We start from the raw sequence: 21284 nt of genomic DNA, 5'->3' as shown, positions 1-21284 counted from the left end.
AGGGTTCATCGACACCATCGTCGACCTTCAGACCCACTTGGCCTCCTGCGCCACGGCCGCACCGGAGATGCCGTGCGAGCGTCAGCCCTTACCCGGTGCCCTGCTCACCAGTGACCCGCGCACCGGCGAATCCCGCATCACCGATGTGGAAGATGCTGAACCACTCCTGGCCCGGCTCATGCAGGAGTCGGCCAACGTCCTGGTCATCGGCAAGCCGGGAAGCGGCAAAAGCACCCTGCTGCGCGCCCTGGTCAATGAGACTCCCGCTACGGCGCGCCGTTTCCGTTTCTACTTCGACCTCAGCTTGAAGCCCAAGGACGAGGCCTTTGCCGAATACGTGGCCCGCATGCTGGCGCCCTGTGTGCCGGGCGAACGGGCGCGCGCCTTCGACCTGTTCCTGTACCTGATCCGCTCCGGTTCAGCCTTGTGTGTCCTGGATGCCGTCGACGAGGCCGTGGACGAGCCCAGCCCCGAGGGATTCCTGCGTTTGTTCGCGGACCTGGCCTCGGCGCTGTCGGCCGAGTCCTGCGTCGTGCTCAGCTCCCGTGTCTCCTTCCTGGCCGATTCTCCGCAGATCCGGCGCCTGCTCGACTGCTCCAGCGCGATATCCGAGCAACTGGTCGAGCAGATGTACGCCAACGGCGTGGATCCCCAGCGCGTCCCCCGCTTCAGCATGCTGCGCCTGACGGACGCACCGACCGACCGCGAGCCCGCCTCGGATACCGGCGCCGCCGTCCTGGCCACGCCGCTGGCACGACGCCTCCAGAACACCTTAGACATCGCGGGGACCCCAACGGTTGCTGAGTTGATCGGCACCCATATCGACCACGTCCTCGCCGACGCCGGACTGACGCACCTCTCCCCGTCCCTCGCTGATACGTGCGGCCAGGCCTTCCTGGAAGACCGCACGGTCTTCCCCCTGCTCGAATTGCACAACGTGCTCGGACCGCAAGCCTTCGACGGCGGCCGGATCACTCCCGATAACTTTCGCCTGATCCCGCTGTTCCGCCCCGCCGGATCCCAGGCACTGGCCTTCATCCACTCCGCCTACCAGGAGCTGCTCGCCGCCCGTTACCTCAGCACCCCGGACGGCCGCGAACAGGCGGTCGGCTTGCCCTCAGGCCCCTACTTAACCGAACAAGTCCGTTCCTTCCTCGCCGCACACCCCGCCCTCCCCTCGCATCCCGCCCCGGCAGAGGACTGCGTGCTCCACCCCGGGGTGCACCTCGTCGGCCCAGCCGAACGGCTGCTGCTGCGCCGCGTCCACCACCCCATCCGATTCGACCGCCACCCGGTCACCGTCGCCCGCTACCGCCCCTTCCTCCAGGCCCTGCGCCCCGACGGAACCTCAACCTGGGACCACCCCGACCAGCCGCCCGGCACCACCCACGCCCCCTGGACCGAGCGGCTGCGTGCCCCGGACTACTACGACGACCCCGCTTCGACGACCACCCGGCCATCTGCGTCAGCTGGTGGGCCGCGTACGCCTTCGCCGCCTTCGAAGGCAAACGCCTGCCCACCTCCCTGGAATGGGAAGCCGCCGCCCGCGGCACCGACGGCCGCCTCTTCCCCTGGGGCGACACCCCCGACCTCCAAGCGGTGAACTGCGCCGAAACCTGGGCCGGCCGCCCCCTGGTCACCTACCAGGCATGCAAAGAAGAATTCGACCGCGGCGGCCTGGGCCAAGCCTGGGTCACCCCGGTCGACGCCCGTCCCGCCAACCGTTCCCCCTACGGGATCGCCGACATGGTCGGCAACGTCTGGGAGTGGACCTCCACCAGCGTCAACAATCCGGACGAGGCCGTCATCTGCGGCGGCGCGTTCGACAACCCTCTGCGCGCCGTCCAGGCCAGCGCCAAGCCCTGCTCACCCCTGGCCGACGGTCCCTGCCTCGCCTCAATCTGGGCCGGGACCACCGCCGATGGCCCACCACCCAGCAATGGCTCTGGGCACTCGCCTCCCGCACCAACACCGACGACTACCCACCCGACCCCGCCACCGTCCCCCAACTCACAGCCGGCGCCCTGCGCATCTCAGCCGACTGGAGCGCCCTTGTCCTCCGCCAGGGCGCCGCCTTCATCGGCCACCGCCGCGACCACGGGCCCAACGACCCGTTCTACGGCTACGCCGAACTCCACATGCGCAGCATCTACCTCGACGCCCTCCTGTTCGGCATGATCCAGCGCACCACATCGACCACCTCACCGAAGACCTCGCCCAGGTCTTCACCGGCCCCGGCGAAGCCAACCGCCTCGCCGACCTCGAACGCCGGATCGCCCACTTCAGCAGCACCTACTGGCGCCAGCACCTCACCACCCACAGCACCGCCAACGACCTCCTCATCGCCTACCAGCACCAATACCGCCTCTCCGACCGCTTCACCGAAATCCTCGCCGAAGCAGCCGACCACAACCGGCTCATCCAGACCCAGGAAAACCAGCAGATCAGCGGCGCCCTCGGCATCCTCACCATCCTCGGCCTCCCCCTCGGCACCGCCCTGGGCGCACTCCAAGTCCTCGGCGACCAGAACCCCTGGCACCTCCTCACCGCAACCACCGGCGCCCTCGCCGCCACCGCCGCACTCCTCACCACCCGCTATGGCCGCCTCGTCCTCACCTCGCTCCGAGGCCGCCGCCCCCTGACCGATCTAAACAACTGACGCCCTGTCACCGAACATGCTGATCGCCTCGAACTCCTGTTGTCAGACCTACGCCCTACGCTGGCTCTCCTGCACCTCGTTGTGGCAACAGAGGAGACCGTGCATGGCGGTCACCGCCCGCAGACCTCGCACCGGCCTCGTGCATCACAGCGACACGGTGCGCTGTCGCCATGGTCCGCATCAGCAGGCCACCCGGTCAGCCACTGATGGCTGCCGTCAGGCGCACTTGATAGAGCAACGGATTCGCATCGGCTACCGCCTATCTCCTGCCCTCGGCCGAAGGAGTCTTGAGGTGTCGCACGAGCTGCTGGAACGTGGCCCAGACAGCGGCGTCCCTGCCGTCACCGAGCGGATAGTGGACGGCCGCCCGTCGTGCTCTGCCGAGCTGCCGGGGCCGGAGATCGAGAGGCGGGTGTAGGGCGTGGGACAGGCCGATCTTCGCCGTCTCGTGCACGCCGAGGGAAAACGCCACGGGGATGGTTGGTGCTTCGAGGTGTGGCGATGTGGTGAGGTCGTGACGGGCCGGGCGCAGGCACGCCAGCAGCGTCGTCGCCGAGTGCTCGAGGGTCAGCGCGGTCGCCAGATTCTCCAGGGCATCCAGGGGCGGGGTCTCGTCTGAGCCGTAGCCCACCGTGAGGGTGATATCTTCCTCCACGCCTGCTGTGGTGCGGGTGATGTGGATGGTGGCCATGGCGGGGCGGTCAGGGTGGCCAACTGCGGTGAGCCAGGTGGGCTGGGGCGCACGGTCCCGGGCCAGCTCTGTCAACTGCCGAGAGGACCATGGGTTGTTGATGGGTTCGGCAGTGCTCCAGCCGGCCGGTGGTTTGCCCGTGAGGATCTTCCAGGCAGTTTCGAGCGCGGTGCCGAGAGTCAGGTCCCTGTCGGGGGTGTAGCGGGTGCGGAAGGTGCAGATCAGTTGGCGTTCCCCGGTGGGGCGCGCATCCGTGAAGGGTTTCGCTGCCGGCGTTGTTCCGTCTTCTGCGTGGACGGGGGTGAAGGCTCCGTCCTGCCAGCGCAGGACGGCTCCGGAGAGGCCGTCGTAGTAGCCGCATCCGTCGTCTTGGACGACCCAGCGGTTGGGGTGGCCGACGAGTGCTGTGCGGAGGGGGAGGGTCAGGCGGCTGGTGGGTGGGGTGACGATCTGCAGAGCGCGGTCGGTGGCGATGCAGGTGCGCAAGATGTCAGCGAGCCAGATCGTCAAAGCCACACGGGGGCGTTCGGTCAGGACCACCGCCGCCTTCTCCGTGAGGACGTCGACTGCGGGGAGGGCGTCGTCGGGTGTGCGGAGAGCCGTGGTGTCGCTGGTCAGCTCGACTGGGTCGAGGGTGGCGGTGTCCGGGGGCCATGTGGTTCCGCCGCACAGGGCGTTGAGGCGGCCGGCGAAGCTTGCGGCGAGGCGTTCGGCTTCGGGGATGGCAGGGGAGGCACGGGCCTCGGTCCACCACACCGGGCCTTCAGGCACGGGGGTGTCGGTGCCGAGGAGGCGGGCCACTTCGCCTTCGACCTGGATGAAGATCGGGGCCTCGATCGTCATCAACGGGCGAGCCTCGGACGTGGTGAGGCGGATGACCGCGCCCTCGTGGGCCGACTGCAGACCCAGGTCGGGGCCCCCGGCGTACAGGCCCATCAGGATCGCCGTCGGGTCGGGCATCTTCTCGGTGAGCGCGATGAGGTCCTTGGTCACAAGGGGCGATCCTTCTGGGCGAGGGCGGTGTGGATGAGTTGGTGTCGGCCGCCTCGGTCGGCCAGGGTGCCGCGGCCTGGTGGCTGCGGGGCGGGATACAGGCCGGGGAAGAATGGGCCTTCAGCGCGTTCGCCGTTCATCACCAAGGCAGAGGTGCCGGATTCGCGCAGGGTTTGCAGGAGGGGTTCGTAGAGGCCCGGCCCGAGCCTGCGACGCGGCGGGCCAGGACGAAGTGCAGACCGACGTCGGGGACCGCGGAGAGGTAGGGAGCGTGCCGGAGAGCGATCGGTGGAGGGCTCTGGACGCATTCGCTGCACAGGCAGGAACGAGACCGCCTTGAGAAGTTCCTAGACCGGGGGCTGGTGTATGACTACTCATCAGACGCTGAGCTTTTGTGCCGAGCTACCTTCACTATGCCAGGTGCCTCACGTGGGGAACTCGCCCAGCCATCCGTGCTGCAAGAGGTGCTTGGGCAGGTACTCCGACTCGACCTCGATCGGGAGTTCTCCGTCGTAAGCGAGGCAGGCGATTGCGAGAGGGCCCAGGGCGATGCTGCCGTCGATGTCCGCTTCCCGTTCCTCGTTCAGGGTCCAGTATGTCTTGTGCAGCTTCAGCGCCTCCACCAAGGCCGGACTGAAGCCTTCCTCGTCCTTGCGCACGAAGTGGTAGAAGAGGTTGATCGGCGGATAGAGCAAGCCATCTAGCAGATCTCGCGGGGCGACACGTGCCACTGCTGGATCCGACGCCTGGAATGTGGCGGTGAGCTTCTCCACCAGCCCCGGCCGCCGCATCCAGTACGTCTGCAGGGTGTCCACCCAGTGGTAGATGTACTCGTCGTACTGCCCGTCGGGCGAACGCAGCCGCTCCAGCGGGATCTCGCACAGCTGCGTCATCCGCCGCTGATCACGGCAAATGACGGCCAGCCAGAATGTCGTCAGCCAGTTTCCCGCATCCGCAGTTGACATCGGGCCGACGGCTGGAAGCGTCCGCACCTTCCGATTGATACGGCACTCGACGTACCCCTCGCTCGCCCCCGTCACGGCGAACAATGCCGAGCCCAGCTGCATCGCATTGACCGCGGCCTCCCATGTCTCCACCGCCGCTGCTCGCGGATCCACGACACAGCGAGCGCGCAATACCAGGAGTCCGGTGTCGAAATGGGAGTCGATCAAGCCCGAGGCGCCGACGGAGTCCTCAAGACCGTCGATGCCCTCGATCAAGTGTGCGCTCAGCCGCTCCGCGAGCTGCTCGGCGTCAGGTCCTGCCGACAGGCCATGCCGGGAGATATTTACGGTCACGGAAGAGTCCCCTTGCTGATATCGAAGCGCCGATATTGGAGGCCAGTGTACGCCCCTGCGTTCCTCTCCCCCTTGACGACGACATATTCTAGCTTCCCGTCGACCAGAGCCTTCTCCAGGTCTCTCACAATCCCGACCTCGCCGCGCTTTTTCATCATGCGAATAATGTCGAAGAAGTACTCCCTGCTTCCCTGGGAGACCCTTCTACCGTTCGGGAGAGTGCGAGGACCGAGACGAGTACCAGTGCCGCTCTTGGCCTCGATGACGACAATTCGACCGTCCTCGTGCTTCCATACCTGGTCGAACTGGTCATTGCCGTTCTTCGGGCCGAGGAGGGTCTGTTTGTCGAAGTCCGGGTAGTGCTCAGCAATAAAGTGGTGCTCGGCCGCCTTCTCGCCAAATTTCTCGGCTAGGTCCCCCATCTGCGCGTGGGCTTCTTTGTAAGCCCCCTTGGCCTCACCCCAGAGTCCTCCTGATTCGAGAGTGGCGTGGGCGTTGTGCGTGTTACCGGCCTCCGCCTTCCAGTTCTCGACGAGCTTGTCCCACTGAATGGCGAAATGGCGGTCCTGCGCGGCTTCGTGGAGAATGTTGAGTCGGGATGGGTTCGTGACGCTGTCCGCACCCATACGGATGTAATCGTCGTCGAGGTAATGCGGCGCGGGAGGCGCAGGAGTGTCCTTGGCCCGGATCAACGGGCCGTCGTCCAACAGCCGGGTCAGCTGAGGCGGAGTGAACCCGCTCTCGTCCGTGAGTTCCAGGTTCTTACGGTCGCCGAAGTGGTCGCCGCCCTTGTAGTAGTCCTCGAAGTACCCGGGTTCGTGGTTGGCACGGTAGACCTGGATCTCCTCGATCTGCTCCTGGGTGAGGGAGCCACGAGGACCGTATGGGTTGTCGCCCTCGCGCATGAAGCTGGGACGCGGCGCAGGATCACGCTGCGGCGGGACCGTGCCGTCACCTGGAGGATCAGGGTGGCCGGCGCTGCCGGGGTCGTTGTCGGCGGCAGAGCTGCCGGGCAGGTCGCGGCCGCCACCCGTTGTCGGGGTTTCGGCATGGCCGCCAGTGCCGGCCTTCCAGACGTGCTCGTCCTGGATCCGTTTCCGCTCTGCAGGGGTGAGTTCCCGTTCTGCGGTTCCGTCACCGCTGCCTGGATGCTCGTCAGCATGCCTTCCGTGGGGCGTCGACTCATTTTCGGCGGATACACCGGAATCGTCCTGTCCAGCGCCATCGTCACCTGAGCGGCTGTGAGACGAGTCCCCAGTGTCACGGCCTAGATCATCGAAACCACCGCCGCCTGGGCCTCCGGGGGGCGCAAGGGGGCCTCTTCTCCCACCATTGGGTGGGGCCTGGCTCGCCGTTGTTGCCTCACGCTCACGAGCCCCCTCGACGGGATGGACGCCCGCCTCGTTGGTGCGGCCTCCGACGCCTGCGGGCTCACGCACCGCTGAATTCTCTGCGGCCAGACGAGCGCGATTGTCAGCCGACCATTCGTGGCGCAGGTCGTCACCTGTCTTGACGGTGCCGTCCGCGTTGTAGAGAGCCCCGTTCTCACTACTGAGGTAAACGGGGTTGCCCTTGGTGTCGAGGGCCGCCACGTACTTCTCCGGCGGGAACTTCACCTCGTCGAAGACCGCTTCGGGCCGGTCCGGAATGCGGTACCGGGTGCCGTCGACGAGTTCTACGTAGGAGCCGTTGCCCACGCCGCGAATGTTGCCCATCACTTCGCGGACTTTGACGGTGGTGTACTTGCCGGCCTTGGCGATGTAGGTGGCCGGGTCCACGGCACGGGCGGCCTTGCCGGTCACCGAGATGATCTTGGGCGCGTTGGAAGCGGCTCCCACGCCGTTGAGGAAGGTCAGGACGTTGAACGAGGCGGCGCCGGCGGCGCGGTAGTTGTTCTTGCCCCACTGGTCGTAGGCGATGATTCCTTTGCCGAAGTCCCGAAGCGCCTTCTTTTGGCGTTCTTCGTCGGAGTTGTCTTCCGGTTCCCCGAACGTCCAGTCCAGGATCTCGTTGTAGGGGGTCATGATGTAGGCGCTGACGCCGCCGAGGGCGTCTCCGAGCTGTCCCCACGCCTTGTCGGCCGCGTCCGAGCCGTTCCCGCCGGCGAGGGTGTAGAGGCCTTTGAAGAAGCCTCCGACTCCGTCGATGATGAAGCCGTCCCAGAGGAATCGTTTGCCCATGCGGTGGACTTCCCACCACTCCAGGGACTCTTCGACCGGCTTGCCCCAGGGTGTTTCGGAGCCGTCGAAAGCCCCGTCCTTGAGGGCGTAGGCGTTCTTCGGGTGCGAGCCGTCGTCGGTGACGTAGCGGAAGTCACTGAACAGCGCGAAGATCTTGTTCGCGCAGGTCTGTTCGGCCTGTCGGAACGCGATGAAGGCTGCGTTCACTTCGGCGAGGCGGGCGTTGTTCTCCTCGGTCTTGTCGCCGTCCTCGTTCCAGTCCTCGTCCCCGGCGATCTGGGTCTTGAACGCGGCCGCATCTGCCTTGAGCCGTTTCAGCTTCTCTGCCAGGGGGCGGACTTCGGCCGCGTAGTCGCTCAGGGCCTTGGAGATCGATTCCAGCTCACCGCTCAGCTTGTCGGCCTTGGCGGCCACCGGTGCGGTGGTGGTGAACAGTTGCTCCGCTTCCGGCGCGTCGTAGTGCGCGGACAGGCCTTTGAAGGTGCTGTCGATCTGGTTACCGGCAGTCCACACCGAGATCGCGTCCGTGGACAGGGCGGTGACGTCGAGCTCCAGTTGTTCGAGGTTGCCGGTGAATTCGGGTATCGCCTCGGGGTCTACGGGCTGCTCAGCCACCGAAGTCTCCCCGTGTCTGGTCCTGGACCTGCTTCCCGATCCGGCTCTGGGCGTCTTGGACCTTGGCTGCGGCGATGGCCGAGGCCTGGCAGTCGGCGGCCTGCTGCAACTGCCCTTGCGTATAGGCGTTGGTGGCTGAGGCCGCACCGTTGATCGCGTTCGCGGTCCGGGTCGCCATGAACCGCATGGGCGCCTGCCGACTTTGCAGATACTGACCCAGCGCCTGGCCGATCGGACCCATGGGGCCGGTCCGTGACGTCCCGTCTGCCACCGGGCCGATCGCCGGGGCAGGCGTGTATGTGGTGCCCTCGACGACCGTACCGGCGGAACCGGCCGCGCTCAGCACATCCTTCACCAGCGTCTCGACGGCGTCCTTCATCTTCTCCGCGCCGTCCTTGGTCAACGACAGCGTGAACGCGACCCCGGCCGGGTCGATGTCCCAGCGCGTCACCTACATCCCCCTCCTGTACCCGTGTCCGACGTACGCGCTTGGCGTGCCGGACGCGGCCCCGTTGGTGTCTTGCCCTTGCCGAGCCGCGGCTCAGCCGATGCTGTCGACCGAGGCCTTCGCCTTCGCCAGCGTGGAATGGGCGGTGTTGTCGTTCTTCTCCAGCGTGGTGCGCAGCAACTGGATGATGGTGCGGACCTCGTTGGCGGCTCGGTTCCACCGCTGTTCCTTGCCGTGGTACTCCTCGGAGACCCCGTCGGCCCGGAAGTCGGCCATCGCGGTCTTGACCGCGGCATCGCGCTGGCCGAGTACCTGCTCCAGGCGCTCGATGACGCTGTTCAGGTTGGTCTGCACCTCGATGGAAGCGCCGATGTCATAGGAGTTGCGGTCCTGGTTCTGGCCCATGCCTCGAAATCCCCCGTGTCCTTCAGCGCCCGCCGAATCGGGCGGCGTCGAAGTTGGCCGCGCTCATGTTCTGCCGGGCGTTGTCGGCCTGCTCCTGGGTGCCGGCGGTGAACGCGGTGTCCATTCCGTGCCGGCCGGTCAGGATGGCCTGGAGCGAGCTGTTCAATGCGGCCTCGATCTCATCCGCACGGACCTTGAACGAGTCGAACGTGGCCTTACCCGCGCCGTTGAACTTGCCCTCCAGCGGCTCAGCTGCGGCAACCAACTGCCCGCTCAGCAACCCCAGATCATCGCTGGACGAGGTCGTGCGCTTGCCCAGTTCGGAGAGCGTCGTCGACCCCATGTCGAACTTCATGAACCCACCCCGTGATCGCAAACCTCGACGGTTTGCTCGTAACGGCATACCTGCACGTCACGTGCGTAGCATGTCGATCAGTTGTATCAACGGCCTTGTTGCAGGCGCAACGCGAAACCAGCCAGAGTCGCCGTGCGCTGTCTCACGCCAACCGAGTTCGACGGTGGGTAGGTACACGGCGGGGCCGAAGTCGGGGATGACCTGCGACGATGGGCGCTGCGGCCATGCATATCGAGACCACCGATGCCGAGGCGATCGCCTGCCCAAACCTGAGGTCGGTGTGGACGACGAGTCCGGGCAGGGGCTGTTGCTCGCTCGCCGACGTCTAGTGCTGTGACCGCGTAGGTTCGCCAGGTTGGTGGTCGTGACGGTTGGATGTGCGGTGACGTCCATTCGACCGCTGGAGGCGCGGTGGCTGAGCCTGTCCGTGTACGCAGATTGACCGACAAGGAGGGGCAGAAGCTGAAGCAGATCGTGCGCCGGGGCAGCACGAGTTCGGTGCGTTACCGGCGGGCGATAATGCTGCTCGCTTCGGCGGGCGGAAACCGGGTGCCGGTGATCGCCCAGCTGGTCCAGGCCGATGAGGACACCGTGCGCGACGTGATCCACCGCTTCAACGAGATCGGCCTGGCCTGCCTGGACCCTCAGTGGGCGGGAAGCCGTCCCCGCCTGCTCACCCCTGACGACGAGGACTTCGTCATCCGGACGGCCACCACCCGCCCCACCAGGCTCGGCCAGCCCTTCACCCGCTGGTCGATCCGCAAACTCGCCGCCTACCTGCGGGAAGTGCACGGACGTGTCATCCGCATCGGCCGTGAAGCCTTACGGTGCCTGCTCCGGCGCCGCGGCATCACCTTCCAGCGCACCAAGACATGGAAGGAATCACCCGACCCTCATCGCGACGCCAAGCTCGACCGGATCGAGCAGGTTCTGGACCGCTTCCCGGACCGGGTCTTCGCCTTCGACGAGTTCGGGCCGTTGGGGATCCGGCACACCGCAGGCTCCTGCTGGGCGAAGCAGGGCAAGCCAAACCGGCTGCCGGCGACCTACCGCCGCACCCACGGCGTCACCTACTTCCACGGCTGCTACTCCGTGGGCGACGACCGCCTGTGGGGCGTCAACCGCCGCCGCAAGGGCACCGCCAACACCCTGGCCGCGCTGAAGTCGACCCGCGCCGCCCGACCCGACGGCGCCCCGATCTACATCATCCTGGACAACCTCTCCGCCCACACCGGCGCCGACATCCGCCGCTGGGCGAAGAAGAACAAGGTCGAGCTGTGCTTCACCCCGACCTACGCATCCTGGGCCAACCCGATCGAGGCCCACTTCGGCCCGCTGCGGCAGTTCACCCTGGCCAACTCCCACCACCGCAGCCACCCCACGCAAACCCAGGCACTGCACCGCTACCTGCGCTGGCGCAACGCCAACGCCCGCCACCCCGACGTACTTGCCGCCCAACGCAAGGAACGCGCCCGCATCCGCAGCGAGAAGGGCATCCGCTGGGGCGGACGCCCTCTCAACGCCGCAGCCTGACCGACCGCGAACCGCAGCCCCGGAGTGCCGAAAGGGACAAGTTCACGAGAAGGACAGCGACAGAAGGACGACTCAGGAGGCGGACGGCTTGATTTCCCCCGCAAAGACGATGACCTGGTCGATGAGGCTCCGCCGCAGATGGACGACGTCCGTTCCCGCCAGGCGGGGGCCTCCATCCGGCGTGGTGAAGACCCACTGGTACCGGGCCCACTCGTCAGGCATGTCCACCGCTGAGCAGCGCACCATCGTGCCGGTCCCCGCCGGGTGGCGCCGGATGTCCAGCACGAACCGCTCGACCGCCGCGATTCCTTCGCTGCGACCCAACGGCCCCCAGAAGACCACGTCTGAAGTCAGGGCCTGGGAGAGCAGGGCAGTCACATAGCTGTCGTCCGAGGCGTTAAACGCGGAGATGAACGTGTCGATCGCGGAGCGTGCCGTCTCTTCCTGCATGCCCCAGTAATACCAGCCGTTGCGCGTGCGCTCGTCCCGCGAGCCGCCTTCCGATCACGGTGGACCATCCCGGTCACAGCACTAGCCCTGTGAGCCTCACCCACCGTATGGGGAGACGGTCTGGCCGAGTATTCCCTGTGGGGCGCGTCAACGGTGGGGTAACGCAGGTGTTCCCGTCGGGTTCCCCGAGTCCGGCCCACCCTTCAGGACACGTCCCGGCTCTCCCAGCGGTCCCGGAACCAGGCCAGGTCTCGGTGAGCAGCTTGCGGTTGTGGTCCTTCTCCAGCAGGGACAGCCGGAAGCTGGGCCGGAGCTCCAGCTTGCCCTCCGGGATGTCAACACCCTCCAGTTCGTTGAGGCGCCTGAGGAGTTCGGCTCGCAGAGCGCGGTCGGTGAACGGCTCGCGCGCCGCGAGGTGCTGGAAGACCACCTCGGCCGTGCCGCCGCGGCCGCTGCCCGGGTAGAGCGTCAGCGGCCAGAGGCCGCGTCCCGGTCCGCCTGCCTCTCCGAGCATGAGGGCTGCGCTGGTGGTGACGTGTCCCGCGCCGTAGCCGATCCAGCCGCCGAGCGCTTCCCAGTGCGCGAGGAGTACGCGCACCGCCTCCACCGTTTCGGGGGAATCGTCCGCCGCGAGCTGACGGAAGAACCGGTCGGCGCGTGTCTCCTCGTCCTGGTCGCCTGTCGCAGTGCCCTGTGCGGTGTCCTCGCCGTCCGTCTGGTCCTCGTCGGTTCCGGCGGCCAGCAGGGCGAGATCATCAGAGGTGAGACGCTGTGCCGGGTCGGCGGCTCCGGAGATCGTGAAGCGGACGCCGTCGGCGGTCAGCCGGGCGCGGATGTCGCCACCGGTGTCCTGGGGTGCCCAGCGGAAGCCGTCGGAGACCTTTCCGTCGGAAGTGAGCACCCGGTACGCGTTGGCCACCCCGGGCGTGTTGGCCAGATGGTTGCCCACGGCCTGGGCGCCCGAGCCGAGGAACGCGGCGAGGTCGCGCACGCTGCGCGTCATGCGACCCGCGTCTTCGGTAGACGCACCAACATCGTCACGACCAGGGGATTTCCGCAGGTCACAGCGGGGGCGGCACGACCAGCCCTCGCTTGTGGCTCCTGCCGGGGACTCGAACCTGCGGCCAAGCACCGTCCCGGCAGGCCGATGGGCTTCCTCACCGGCCACGGATCACCGCAGTACTCGAACCAGCGCAAGGCAGCGCCACCCGCCCGGCACCGCCGGGCGTGGCCCCCGTCGGAGGCCCGGCGCGGGCCCATGCGCGGCGCGCCGTCAGCGCCCCGGAACGCCCCTACGAGGGCCTGTGACGACGAAATCCGTACCCGGACACACCTCAATCCAGCTGACATGCCGTCAGCTCGATCCAGCGCCGATCCAGCAGCGGGTACGTAGACGGGGTCGGCCCCGTTGAGGGATGACCCCGTTTGACCTGCACGTTTGCCAGACCACCACGTCGATGCTCTGGCGGCCACTAAACGTTGAAGCGGAACTCAGCCACATGCCATACCTACTTCGCCAACCGCACCCACCCCCCAGTCAGCAAGAACGCACGAACACCCCACCGTGCAAGTGATGCGTCCCGACGCCACCCCATCGACCTCTCATCGGGGACTGTTTGGCACACTATTTTGTCTCCCCTGAAGCCTCTCCCGGATGTCTCGCTACGGCGCTACAGAGCCGACTACGGCGCTCACGCCCTGGGAGTGCCCCGTCTGCCGCCCAGCGCAAAGGGGCTTTGCCTTGCCTTGGCGTGGCAAGTATCAGGCGACCGGAGAGCCCGAGTGATCACTGGCCTGCGAAGACGGCCGCCCGGCGTCGCCAATGTGGTCGGGCCTCCCTTGTCGCATGGGGAGCAAGAAGCCGTGCTCCCACCCCGGAAGGGGGTCGGGAGCCGTCAAGGGGTCCTTATGCCTCTCGATGGCGAGGGCATTCATACCGGCAGGGCGACCTTCGCGCCCTACGGTTGACGACGGCGCGCGGCGGCGCCATACCGCGCGACAGGTCGACCGGATCGGGTGACAGACAAACCGGACAGGATTGACCCATCTGCGAGTTGGGAGCACGAGGGCTCCCAGAGGGCTCCCCATCGCTCCCAGCCCGGGAACGACAAAGGCCGCCTCCGCTACCCGCGGAAACGGCCTCCGACCTGCGAAAACGCTAGTCGGGACGACAGGATTTGAACCTGCGACCCCTTGACCCCCAGCGCGGCAACTCTCCGCGACGATCCGTATCACTCCGTAGCAGCACGCCTTGGGGCCGTACACCACCGTACGGAGCAAGAGGACACCGCTCCCAGCACCCCTCCCGAGCAGGCCCATCCTGCTACCACACTCCTATATTCTGGCTCCCGTCGATTCCGGTGCCCGAAAGCGCCAAGGAGGACGATCCGTGAGGCCGGCCACCACCGCAAAGCTCCGCGCCAACGCCACGACCATCCGCCAACTCGGACGCCGCCACGGCCTGCACTCCTTCGCCCTGAGCACCGAGCCCGGAGAACTCGTAGCCACCCTGGACGCCGACCGCTCCTACTTCGACATCACCACCTTCGAAACAGACCTCTCCAGCATCCTCGGCGCCCTCGTAGAAGTCGTCCCACGCGGCCCCGGCGTGGAAGTCGAAGAAACCGAACCTCTGAACGACCTGCGCGGGGCGGCGTGACCCACACCCGCACTGACCGGGAAAACCGGGAGCTGCTACGCCTGACCGATGCAACGACAGCACTCGACCAAGCCCGCTCAATCCTCCACGACGGAACACCCAAGCCAGGAAACGAGCGCCTCCTCGCCCTGGCCTACTGCATGCTCACCTTCGGCGAAATGCTCAAACAGGCATCTCACGGCACCGTGGCACAGGCATACAGCGGCCCCATCGCCCTGCGCGACAAACTCGCTCACGTACCACACCGCAAGCTCAACGCCGAAGTACTCGCCACCTCCGTCGAACGAGCCGCAAGCGAAATCCTTCCCCTGCTACAAGCCCGCATCCAGGACCTGAGCAACACCACCTCCTGAGAACAGACCCACGAGTCGGGCATCCCCGGACCGCGACCATGTTGCCTTGGCTGCGCTCGCCGAAAGGGCCGGGCAAGTTCACAGGTCGACACAACGGCCCTGTTAGGGAACCCTGTGCCGCTCGTGTCTGCCGTCAGTGTGGGTTTGAAATAGCCGTGTGGCGAGCGGTCAGATGGAGGTCACCTCGCCGGTGTCACCTCGACCGCCGCGAGGTCGAGGGCGATGTCGACGATCATGCCCTCCTGGCCGCCGACCAGGCCACGGCGGCCGACCTCGAGCAGCAGGGTGCGGGCGTCGACGCCATAGCGTTGGGCGGCGATCTCGGCGTGGCGGAGGAAGGAGGAGTACACGCCTCCGTAGCCGAGGGTGAGCGTCTCGCGGTCGACCTGCACCGGGCGGTCTCTCAGTGGGCGGACGAGGTCGTCGGCGGCGTCCTGGAGGGCGAACAGGCGACCCGGACGGGCCGTGGACCACGTAACAGGCCCGCGGTCTCCTGATGGACCTCGGCCACCGCGCATCCGAGTTCGACGTCCTCGTAGGCGACCGGGCCGACCAGTTCAGCAGGTCGTTCGACATGGTCCTCGCCAGCGAGCCGTGTTCTGGAACCCCACAGGACCGTACGGCGGCGCACCCCGCGCCCGTGCGGCAGCACCAGCTCGGGTGAGTAACGGCCGACACCTTCCGCCGGCTCGCCCGGCGGCGTGCGGCCCGCCTCGCCGGGACGCCATGGCAGCAGACGGCCGTGGCGTGCGGGCTCCTGGGCCAGGAACACCGCAGCCCAGCCATCTCTCAGCAGCCCGGCCGCCCACCGGACGGCCTCAGGATCGGCGAGGGTCGGGCAGTTGCCCGGCCCTCGCCGGTTCCGGCTTCCTGATCGTCAAACGCACCCTCCGCCGGCTGCCGCTTTCAGCCGCCCGCCGTACTGTTCCGGGCCACCGCATCACAATCCGTCCGCCGACGGCGAGCTCTGGCCGGCCCATCACTCCATGGCCCCACCGACCGGCCATGTGCCCTATCCACGCCAACTCGGACCGGGTAGGCCGCTGCCGGGCGGCAAAGCCCCGCAAACCTGCGTGGACGTCTACGAGAAAACGGTGCTCGGAAGTTCGGTACTCCGCCCGTGACCTGGTCATCAGCCGCCGTGGCGGCGACCGGAGGTGGAGGGGCGAAGGAGTCCCGCACTCCCTGCGCCCCGCACCCCCTGCGAGACGATCGACGATAGATTCGGAGAAGTTCTCTCGCAAGATGTGTTAACAAACGTGCAGTCTTCTGCTAATAATTCCGCCATCGATACCGCGCCCGACACCCCAGGGCTGCATCCACCCCTCCCTCCCCAGCCGAACCTCAGTCGAGGTCCCGACGAGCCCCGCTGATCGGCTGCTCCCGACGCACGGCGCCGCCGTAGGAGCCCCTGCGCCGTTTCCTGAGCCACCCGTACGAGAGGTCCCCCGTCATGCGATCGACCAGATACGCCCTCATCGCCGGCGCCGCCGCCACCGTCCTCATCGCCACCGCCTGTTCCGGAGCCGGAGCCGGCGGGTCCTCGGGCAGCGGCAAGAGCATCAACGTGCTGATGGTCGGCAACCCGCAGATGGAGGACATCGCGAAGCTGACCAAGAGCACCTTCACGAAGGACACCGGCATCAAGGTGAACTTCACGGTCCTTCCCGAGAACGAACTCCGCGACAAGGTCACCCAGGACATCGCCACCCAGGCCGGCCAGTACGACGTCGCCACCATCGGCGCATACGAGGTACCCATCTGGACCAAGAACGGCTGGCTGCACGAACTTGGCTCCTACGCCGACAAAGACGCGAGCTTCGAAAGGGCCGACCTGCTCAAGCCGATGGTCAAGTCGCTGTCCGGCTCCGACGGCAAGCTCTACGCTCTGCCGTTCTACGGCGAGTCGTCCTTCCTCATGTACAACAAGGACGTCATGAAGGCGAAGGGCATCACGGTGCCCGAGCGGCCGACCTGGCAGCAGATCGCCGACATCGCGGCCAAGGTCGACCGCGCCGAGCCGGGGATGCGGGGCATCTGCCTGCGCGGTCTGGCCGGTTGGGGCGAGCTCGGGGCGCCGCTGACGAGTGTGATCAACACCTTCGGCGGCACCTGGTTCACCAAGGGCTGGAAGGCGCAGGTCAGCAGCCCGGCGTTCAAGAAGGCGACGAACTTCTACGTCGACCTGGTCAAGAAGCACGGTGAGGCGGGAGCGGCGCAGGCCGGCTTCACCGAGTGCCTGAACGCCATGAGCCAGAAGAAGGTCGCGATGTGGTACGACGCGACCAGCGCGGCCGGTTCGCTGGAGGACCCCAGCTCCAGCAAGATCGCCGGTCACGTCGGCTACGCCTACGCACCGACCGTCGAGACGGACAGCAGCGGCTGGCTGTGGGCCTGGGCCTGGGCCATGCCCAAGACCACGAAGAACGCCGACGCCGCCTCGAAGTTCATGCTGTGGGCCTCCAGCAAGAAGTACGAGAAATTGGTCGGCGAGAAGCTCGGCTGGTCGCGCGTCCCGGCCGGCAAGCGGGCCAGCACGTACGAGCTCCCCGCGTACCAGAAGGCCGCCTCGTCGTTCGGTGACATCACCCTGAAGTCCATCGAGGGAGCCGACCCGTCCAACCCGGGCGTCCAGCCCAGGCCGACAGTGGGCATCCAGTACGTGGCCATCCCCGAGTTCCAGGACCTGGGAACCAAGGTCACCCAGGAGATCTCCGCCGCCATCGCCGGAAAGACCAGCGTGAACAAGGCGCTGAGCGACGGCCAGAAGCTCGCCGAGGAAGTCGCCAAGAACTACCAGTGACCGTCACTGCCCGGCCGGCCTCGGCCCGGCCGGGCACCGCTTCCCCGGCCCCGGCCGTCACCGGCAGAGGAACCATCCATGACCACGCTCACCGCGCCCCCCAAGACAGCACCACCGCCCACCCGTCGTCGGACGCGCTCGGGCATCGGCAAGTGGAAGCGCCGCATCCCGCTGCTGCCGGCGCTGATCTTCACCATCATCGTCACGCAGCTGCCCTTCCTGGCCACGCTCGTCATCTCCACCTTCCAGTGGAACATCCTCAGGCCGGGAGACCGGCACTTCACCGGCGTGTCCAACTACGCGTTCGTCTTCACCGACGAGCGGCTGCGTGCGGCGGTGCTCAACACCATCGTCCTCACCGCGTCGGTGGTGCTCATCAGCGTGGTCCTCGGACTCGGTCTGGCGCTGCTGCTCGACCGCCGGTTCGTCGGCCGCGGGCTGGCGCGCACCCTGCTCATCGCCCCGTTCCTCATCATGCCGGTCGCCTCGGCGCTGCTGTGGAAGCACGCCATCTACAACCCCGACTACGGACTGCTCAACGGCACCCTCAATGCCGTCTACCAGTTCTTCGGCGCGGACCACGGCCCCACGGTCGACTGGGTGTCCTCCTACCCCATGCCCGCCGTCGTGACCTCGCTGGTATGGCAGTGGACCCCGTTCATGATGCTGATCCTCCTGGCCGGCCTCCAGGCACAGCCGGGGGACGTCCTGGAGGCGGCCCGGGTCGACGGGGCGTCGGCCCTGGAGATCTTCCGCTTCGTCACCCTGCCGCATCTGCGCCAGTACCTCGAGCTGGGCATCCTGCTCGGGACGATCTACGTGGTGCAGACCTTCGACGCGGTCTACTCCATCACCCAGGGCGGTCCCGGCTCGCAGACGACCAACCTGCCCTACGAGATCTACCTGACCATGTTCCGCAAGTACGAGTACGGCGAGGCGGCCGCCGCCGGTGTCGTCGTCGTGCTCGGCTCGATCGTGATCGCGACCTTCGCGCTGCGCACCATCGCGTCGCTGTTCCGCGAGGAGATATCCCGATGACTCACGCAGCAGTCGCCGCCCCCGGGGCGAGGCTCAAGAAGCTCCTTCGCCGTCACGACGACCACGGTGGTGCGCCGCGGCTGTCACCGCTGTGGACCTTCGTCGCCTGGCTCGCCACGCTGGCGTTCTTCGCGCCGGTGGCGTGGATGGTGCTCACCTCCTTCCACCAGGAGGCGGACGCGGCGACCAACCCGCCGTCCCCCTTCGCCCTGCTCACCTTCGACCAGTACAAAACGCTGTTCAGCCGGGACATCACTCCCTTCCTCCTCAACTCGGCCATGGCCAGCGTCATTTCGACGCTGCTGGTACTCGCCCTGGCGGTGCCGACGGCCTACGCGCTGTCCATCAAGCCGGTCGAGAAGTGGACCGACGTGATGTTCTTCTTCCTGTCCACGAAGTTCCTCCCGGCCATCGCGGCCCTGCTGCCGGTGTACCTGATCGTCAAGGACATCGGGATGCTGGACAACGTGTGGACGCTGATCGTCCTCTACACCGCCATGAACCTGCCGATCGCAGTGTGGATGATGCGCTCGTTCCTCGCCGAGGTGCCCAAGGAGATCCTGGAGGCGGCCGAGGTCGACGGGGCCAACCTGTTCACCGTGCTGTGGCGGGTCGTCGCGCCGGTCACCATGCCCGGACTCGCCGCCACCTCACTGATCTGCTTCATCTTCAGCTGGAACGAGTTCATGTTCGCCGTCAACCTCACCGCGACGCAGGCGTCGACCGCGCCGGTGTTCCTGGTCGGCTTCATCACCAACGAGGGCCTGTTCCTGGCCCGGTTGTGCGCGGCGGCCACGCTGGTGTCGCTTCCCGTCCTCATCGCCGGCTTCGCCGCCCAGGACAAGCTCGTGCGCGGCCTGTCCCTGGGAGCCGTCAAATGAGGGCCACCGTCATCGCCGGGCCGGGCAAGGTGGAACTCACCACCGTCGACGACCCGGCCCCCGGCCCTCGCGAGGCCGTCATCCAGGTGGCCGCGTGCCGGCTGGTCGGCACCGACCCGCACATCCGGCAGGGCAAGCACGCTCCCAGCCTGCCGATCGTCCCCGGCCACGAGTTCGCCGGAGACCTCATCGCCGTCGGCTCCCGAGTGACCCAGTTGACGGTGGGCACCGAAGTCGCGGCCGACCCGAACCTGTACTGCTCCGAGTGCCACTACCGCCGCCTCGGCCGTAACAACCCGTGCGAGCGGTACGCGGCCATCGGCGTCACTCATCCCGGCGCCGCCGCCGAGTTCGTGGCCGCTCCCGTCGCCAACCACACGGTCCTGCCCGACGGCGTGCGCACCGAGGACGCGGCCCCGACCAAGCCGCTGTCCTGCGAGGTACACGGCTACGACGTCCTACGCAGCCGCCTTGGCCTCCCGCGTATCCGTCAACGGCGCCGGAACCATAGGGCTGATGATGCTCCAGCTCACCAAGGCCATCAGCGCCGCCCGATCGACGTCGTCGGCCTCAACGCCGAACGGCTCACCACCGCCCTACGACTGGGCTGCCCCGCATACGCCATGTCCGCCGACGAACTCGAGCGGCCGCGGCACAGCTGGGACGTGGTCATCGACGCCACCGGCAACGCCCAGGCCATCCAGAATGCCCTCGGCCGGGTCGGCAAGCACGGCATCCACCAGCGGTTCGGCGTCGCCTCCCCCGCCGCCCGCGCGACCATCGAGCCCTACAGGATCTACAACGAAGAGATCACCATCACCGGCTCCATGGCCGTCCCGCACAGCTTCGAAGCGCCGCGGACCTCTTCGCCACCGGCGTCATCGACCCGGACGTCTTCATCACCGACACCGGCACCCCCGACGCGGAACTCGCGGCCATAGGCGACCCCGGAGTCCCCGTCGAGACAGTCGAGCCCGAAGAGTCCTCCCCGTGATCCACACCCTGTTCGAAACACCGAGCGCCTACCGCCCCAGCGACGTCGAGATGGCCGCGCCCGTGCCCCCGGTCCAGGCCGTACTGTTCGACTTCAGCAACACCATCTTCCAGATGATCGACCTGGAGACATGGCTGCGACGGATCGGCGCCGCCTGCGACCGCCTCGCCGCGCTGGACGAGCCCGGCGCGGTGGCCAAGATCTCCGACCAGTTGCGCGCCGCCTTCCGACTGTCCTCCGTCATCGCCCTCCAGGAAGGCCGCGATCTCTCTTCCGCACAGCACCGCCGCGCCATGCGGGGATGGTGGGAGCAGGCGGACTTCCTGCGCGGCGCGGAAGAAGCGGCCTACCGCGAACTCACCGCCCCGGACGCCTGGGTCCCCTATCCCGACACCGAACCGGTCCTGCGCGCCCTGCGCGAACGCGGACTGCGCATCGCCATCGTCAGCGACTTCGCCTGGGACCTGCGCACCCACCTCGCCCACCACGGGCTGGACGCTTTGATCGACAGCTGTGTCATCTCCTACGAGCAGGGCCGCGAAAAGCCCGACCCGCAGCTGTTCCTCAAAGCCTGCGCCGACCTCGGCGTCGATCCCCGCGCCACCCTGATGGTCGGCGACAACCCGGTTCGCGACGGCGGCGCGACCGCCTGCGGTCTGCGCACCTACATCCTGCCGGCGGAACACCGCACCGGTGAGCGCGGCCTGGCGGACGTGCTGCGGCTCGTGGTCTGACAGACAGTGGCGGGGTGGACGCCCGGCACCTCGGTCAAAGAGCCACGTACGCTTCGCTGTTGCCGATCGCCCTCACTCTGCGGCCGAACTTCCGGTTCAGCAGCGGCATCAGCACGCTCCCGAACCGTGCCGGCGGCCGCGTTGTGGGTGCCGAAAACCTCATCCGTAGGCTGTGACCTGCAGGATTAAGGATGC

Annotated in this window: 18 protein-coding genes and 4 pseudogenes; 10 read left to right on the top strand and 12 right to left on the bottom strand. The window is 67.3% G+C overall.

Going from position 1 to position 21284, the window contains the following annotated elements; genetic code table 11:
• Window positions 1-67: 67 nt before the first annotated feature.
• Together AC4BEG_RS29010 and AC4BEG_RS29005 are read left to right on the top strand one after the other, a co-directional pair.
• Window positions 68-517 (top strand): annotated as a pseudogene (locus AC4BEG_RS29010) (NACHT domain-containing protein); the annotation flags it as partial.
• Between the two features lie 500 nt (window positions 518-1017).
• Window positions 1018-2178, top strand: a complete 1161-nt coding sequence (locus AC4BEG_RS29005) for a formylglycine-generating enzyme family protein (RefSeq protein WP_490707241.1) — start codon at window positions 1018-1020, stop codon at window positions 2176-2178.
• On the opposite strand, the gene AC4BEG_RS29000 is transcribed toward AC4BEG_RS29005, so the two are convergent.
• The 8 genes and pseudogenes from AC4BEG_RS29000 to AC4BEG_RS28965 form a co-directional block, all read right to left on the bottom strand.
• Entirely contained in the window at window positions 2150-2539 is a 390-nt protein-coding gene (locus AC4BEG_RS29000; protein WP_490702666.1) for a hypothetical protein, read from the bottom strand. The genes AC4BEG_RS29005 and AC4BEG_RS29000 overlap by 29 nt on opposite strands.
• Before the next feature lie 379 nt (window positions 2540-2918).
• Window positions 2919-4343, bottom strand: coding sequence for a DUF6177 family protein (locus tag AC4BEG_RS28995; RefSeq protein WP_490702665.1), 1425 nt, complete (start codon window positions 4341-4343; stop codon window positions 2919-2921).
• A pseudogene (locus tag AC4BEG_RS28990) lies at window positions 4340-4611 on the bottom strand (hypothetical protein); the annotation flags it as partial. The pseudogene AC4BEG_RS28990 and the gene AC4BEG_RS28995, both read right to left, overlap by 4 nt.
• A 157-nt stretch (window positions 4612-4768) precedes the next feature.
• Window positions 4769-5641, bottom strand: coding sequence for an immunity 49 family protein (locus AC4BEG_RS28985; RefSeq protein ID WP_490702664.1), 873 nt, complete (start codon window positions 5639-5641; stop codon window positions 4769-4771).
• Window positions 5638-8436 (bottom strand): hypothetical protein, encoded by a 2799-nt coding sequence (locus tag AC4BEG_RS28980; RefSeq protein WP_490702663.1) that lies wholly within the window; start codon window positions 8434-8436, stop codon window positions 5638-5640. The genes AC4BEG_RS28985 and AC4BEG_RS28980 overlap by 4 nt, the downstream gene beginning before the upstream one ends.
• Window positions 8429-8887 (bottom strand): DUF6507 family protein, encoded by a 459-nt coding sequence (locus AC4BEG_RS28975; protein WP_490702662.1) that lies wholly within the window; start codon window positions 8885-8887, stop codon window positions 8429-8431. Before AC4BEG_RS28975 ends, AC4BEG_RS28980 begins: the two co-directional genes overlap by 8 nt.
• Window positions 8888-8977: 90 nt before the next feature.
• Window positions 8978-9289 carry a pore-forming ESAT-6 family protein gene (locus AC4BEG_RS28970; protein WP_490702661.1) on the bottom strand — a complete coding sequence of 104 codons (312 nt, stop codon included), beginning with the start codon at window positions 9287-9289 and terminating at the stop codon, window positions 8978-8980.
• Between the two features lie 22 nt (window positions 9290-9311).
• The gene (locus AC4BEG_RS28965; RefSeq protein WP_490702660.1) at window positions 9312-9644 is read right to left on the bottom strand and encodes a hypothetical protein; all 333 of its coding nucleotides are present in this window, start codon (window positions 9642-9644) and stop codon (window positions 9312-9314) included.
• Between the two features lie 411 nt (window positions 9645-10055).
• Between AC4BEG_RS28965 and AC4BEG_RS28960 the strand changes: the two genes are divergently transcribed.
• Window positions 10056-11177: an IS630 family transposase gene (locus tag AC4BEG_RS28960; RefSeq protein ID WP_490702659.1), complete on the top strand. Its 1122-nt coding sequence runs from the start codon at window positions 10056-10058 to the stop codon at window positions 11175-11177.
• A gap of 72 nt (window positions 11178-11249) precedes the next feature.
• Here the strand turns inward: AC4BEG_RS28960 and AC4BEG_RS28955 are convergent, their stop codons facing one another.
• A complete protein-coding gene (locus AC4BEG_RS28955) occupies window positions 11250-11627 on the bottom strand; it encodes a nuclear transport factor 2 family protein (RefSeq protein WP_053663874.1) in 378 nt (125 codons plus the stop codon).
• 73 nt (window positions 11628-11700) lie between these two features.
• The gene (locus AC4BEG_RS28950) at window positions 11701-12630 is read right to left on the bottom strand and encodes a hypothetical protein (protein ID WP_490702658.1); all 930 of its coding nucleotides are present in this window, start codon (window positions 12628-12630) and stop codon (window positions 11701-11703) included.
• A 1386-nt stretch (window positions 12631-14016) separates the two neighbouring features.
• Between AC4BEG_RS28950 and AC4BEG_RS28945 the strand changes: the two genes are divergently transcribed.
• Complete coding sequence (locus AC4BEG_RS28945; RefSeq protein WP_490702657.1) at window positions 14017-14286, top strand: hypothetical protein; 270 nt, start codon at window positions 14017-14019, stop codon at window positions 14284-14286.
• Window positions 14283-14639, top strand: a complete 357-nt coding sequence (locus AC4BEG_RS28940; RefSeq protein WP_490702656.1) for a hypothetical protein — start codon at window positions 14283-14285, stop codon at window positions 14637-14639. Before AC4BEG_RS28945 ends, AC4BEG_RS28940 begins: the two co-directional genes overlap by 4 nt.
• A gap of 179 nt (window positions 14640-14818) precedes the next feature.
• Here the strand turns inward: AC4BEG_RS28940 and AC4BEG_RS28935 are convergent.
• Together AC4BEG_RS28935 and AC4BEG_RS28930 are read right to left on the bottom strand one after the other, a co-directional pair.
• A pseudogene (locus AC4BEG_RS28935) lies at window positions 14819-15088 on the bottom strand (4-hydroxy-2-oxovalerate aldolase); the annotation flags it as partial.
• Window positions 15043-15411 carry a hypothetical protein gene (locus AC4BEG_RS28930; RefSeq protein ID WP_490707344.1) on the bottom strand — a complete coding sequence of 123 codons (369 nt, stop codon included), beginning with the start codon at window positions 15409-15411 and terminating at the stop codon, window positions 15043-15045. The pseudogene AC4BEG_RS28935 and the gene AC4BEG_RS28930, both read right to left, overlap by 46 nt.
• Before the next feature lie 681 nt (window positions 15412-16092).
• On the opposite strand from AC4BEG_RS28930, the gene AC4BEG_RS28925 reads away from it, so the two are divergent.
• From AC4BEG_RS28925 to AC4BEG_RS28905, 5 genes and pseudogenes are all read left to right on the top strand, one after another.
• Window positions 16093-17442 carry an ABC transporter substrate-binding protein gene (locus AC4BEG_RS28925; protein WP_490702655.1) on the top strand — a complete coding sequence of 450 codons (1350 nt, stop codon included), beginning with the start codon at window positions 16093-16095 and terminating at the stop codon, window positions 17440-17442.
• Window positions 17443-17520: 78 nt separating this feature from the next.
• Window positions 17521-18480, top strand: a complete 960-nt coding sequence (locus tag AC4BEG_RS28920) for a carbohydrate ABC transporter permease (protein WP_490702654.1) — start codon at window positions 17521-17523, stop codon at window positions 18478-18480.
• Window positions 18477-19361, top strand: a complete 885-nt coding sequence (locus tag AC4BEG_RS28915; RefSeq protein ID WP_490702653.1) for a carbohydrate ABC transporter permease — start codon at window positions 18477-18479, stop codon at window positions 19359-19361. The genes AC4BEG_RS28920 and AC4BEG_RS28915 overlap by 4 nt, the downstream gene beginning before the upstream one ends.
• Window positions 19358-20355, top strand: a pseudogene (locus AC4BEG_RS28910) (alcohol dehydrogenase catalytic domain-containing protein). Before AC4BEG_RS28915 ends, AC4BEG_RS28910 begins: the two are co-directional and overlap by 4 nt.
• The gene (locus tag AC4BEG_RS28905; RefSeq protein ID WP_490702652.1) at window positions 20352-21089 is read left to right on the top strand and encodes an HAD family hydrolase; all 738 of its coding nucleotides are present in this window, start codon (window positions 20352-20354) and stop codon (window positions 21087-21089) included. The pseudogene AC4BEG_RS28910 and the gene AC4BEG_RS28905 overlap by 4 nt, the downstream one beginning before the upstream one ends.
• The last annotated feature ends 195 nt before the right edge of the window (window positions 21090-21284 follow it).

The organism is Streptomyces sp. JLBJ103 (assembly GCF_058215575.1).
This window is presented reverse-complemented; position numbering and strand designations above follow the sequence as displayed.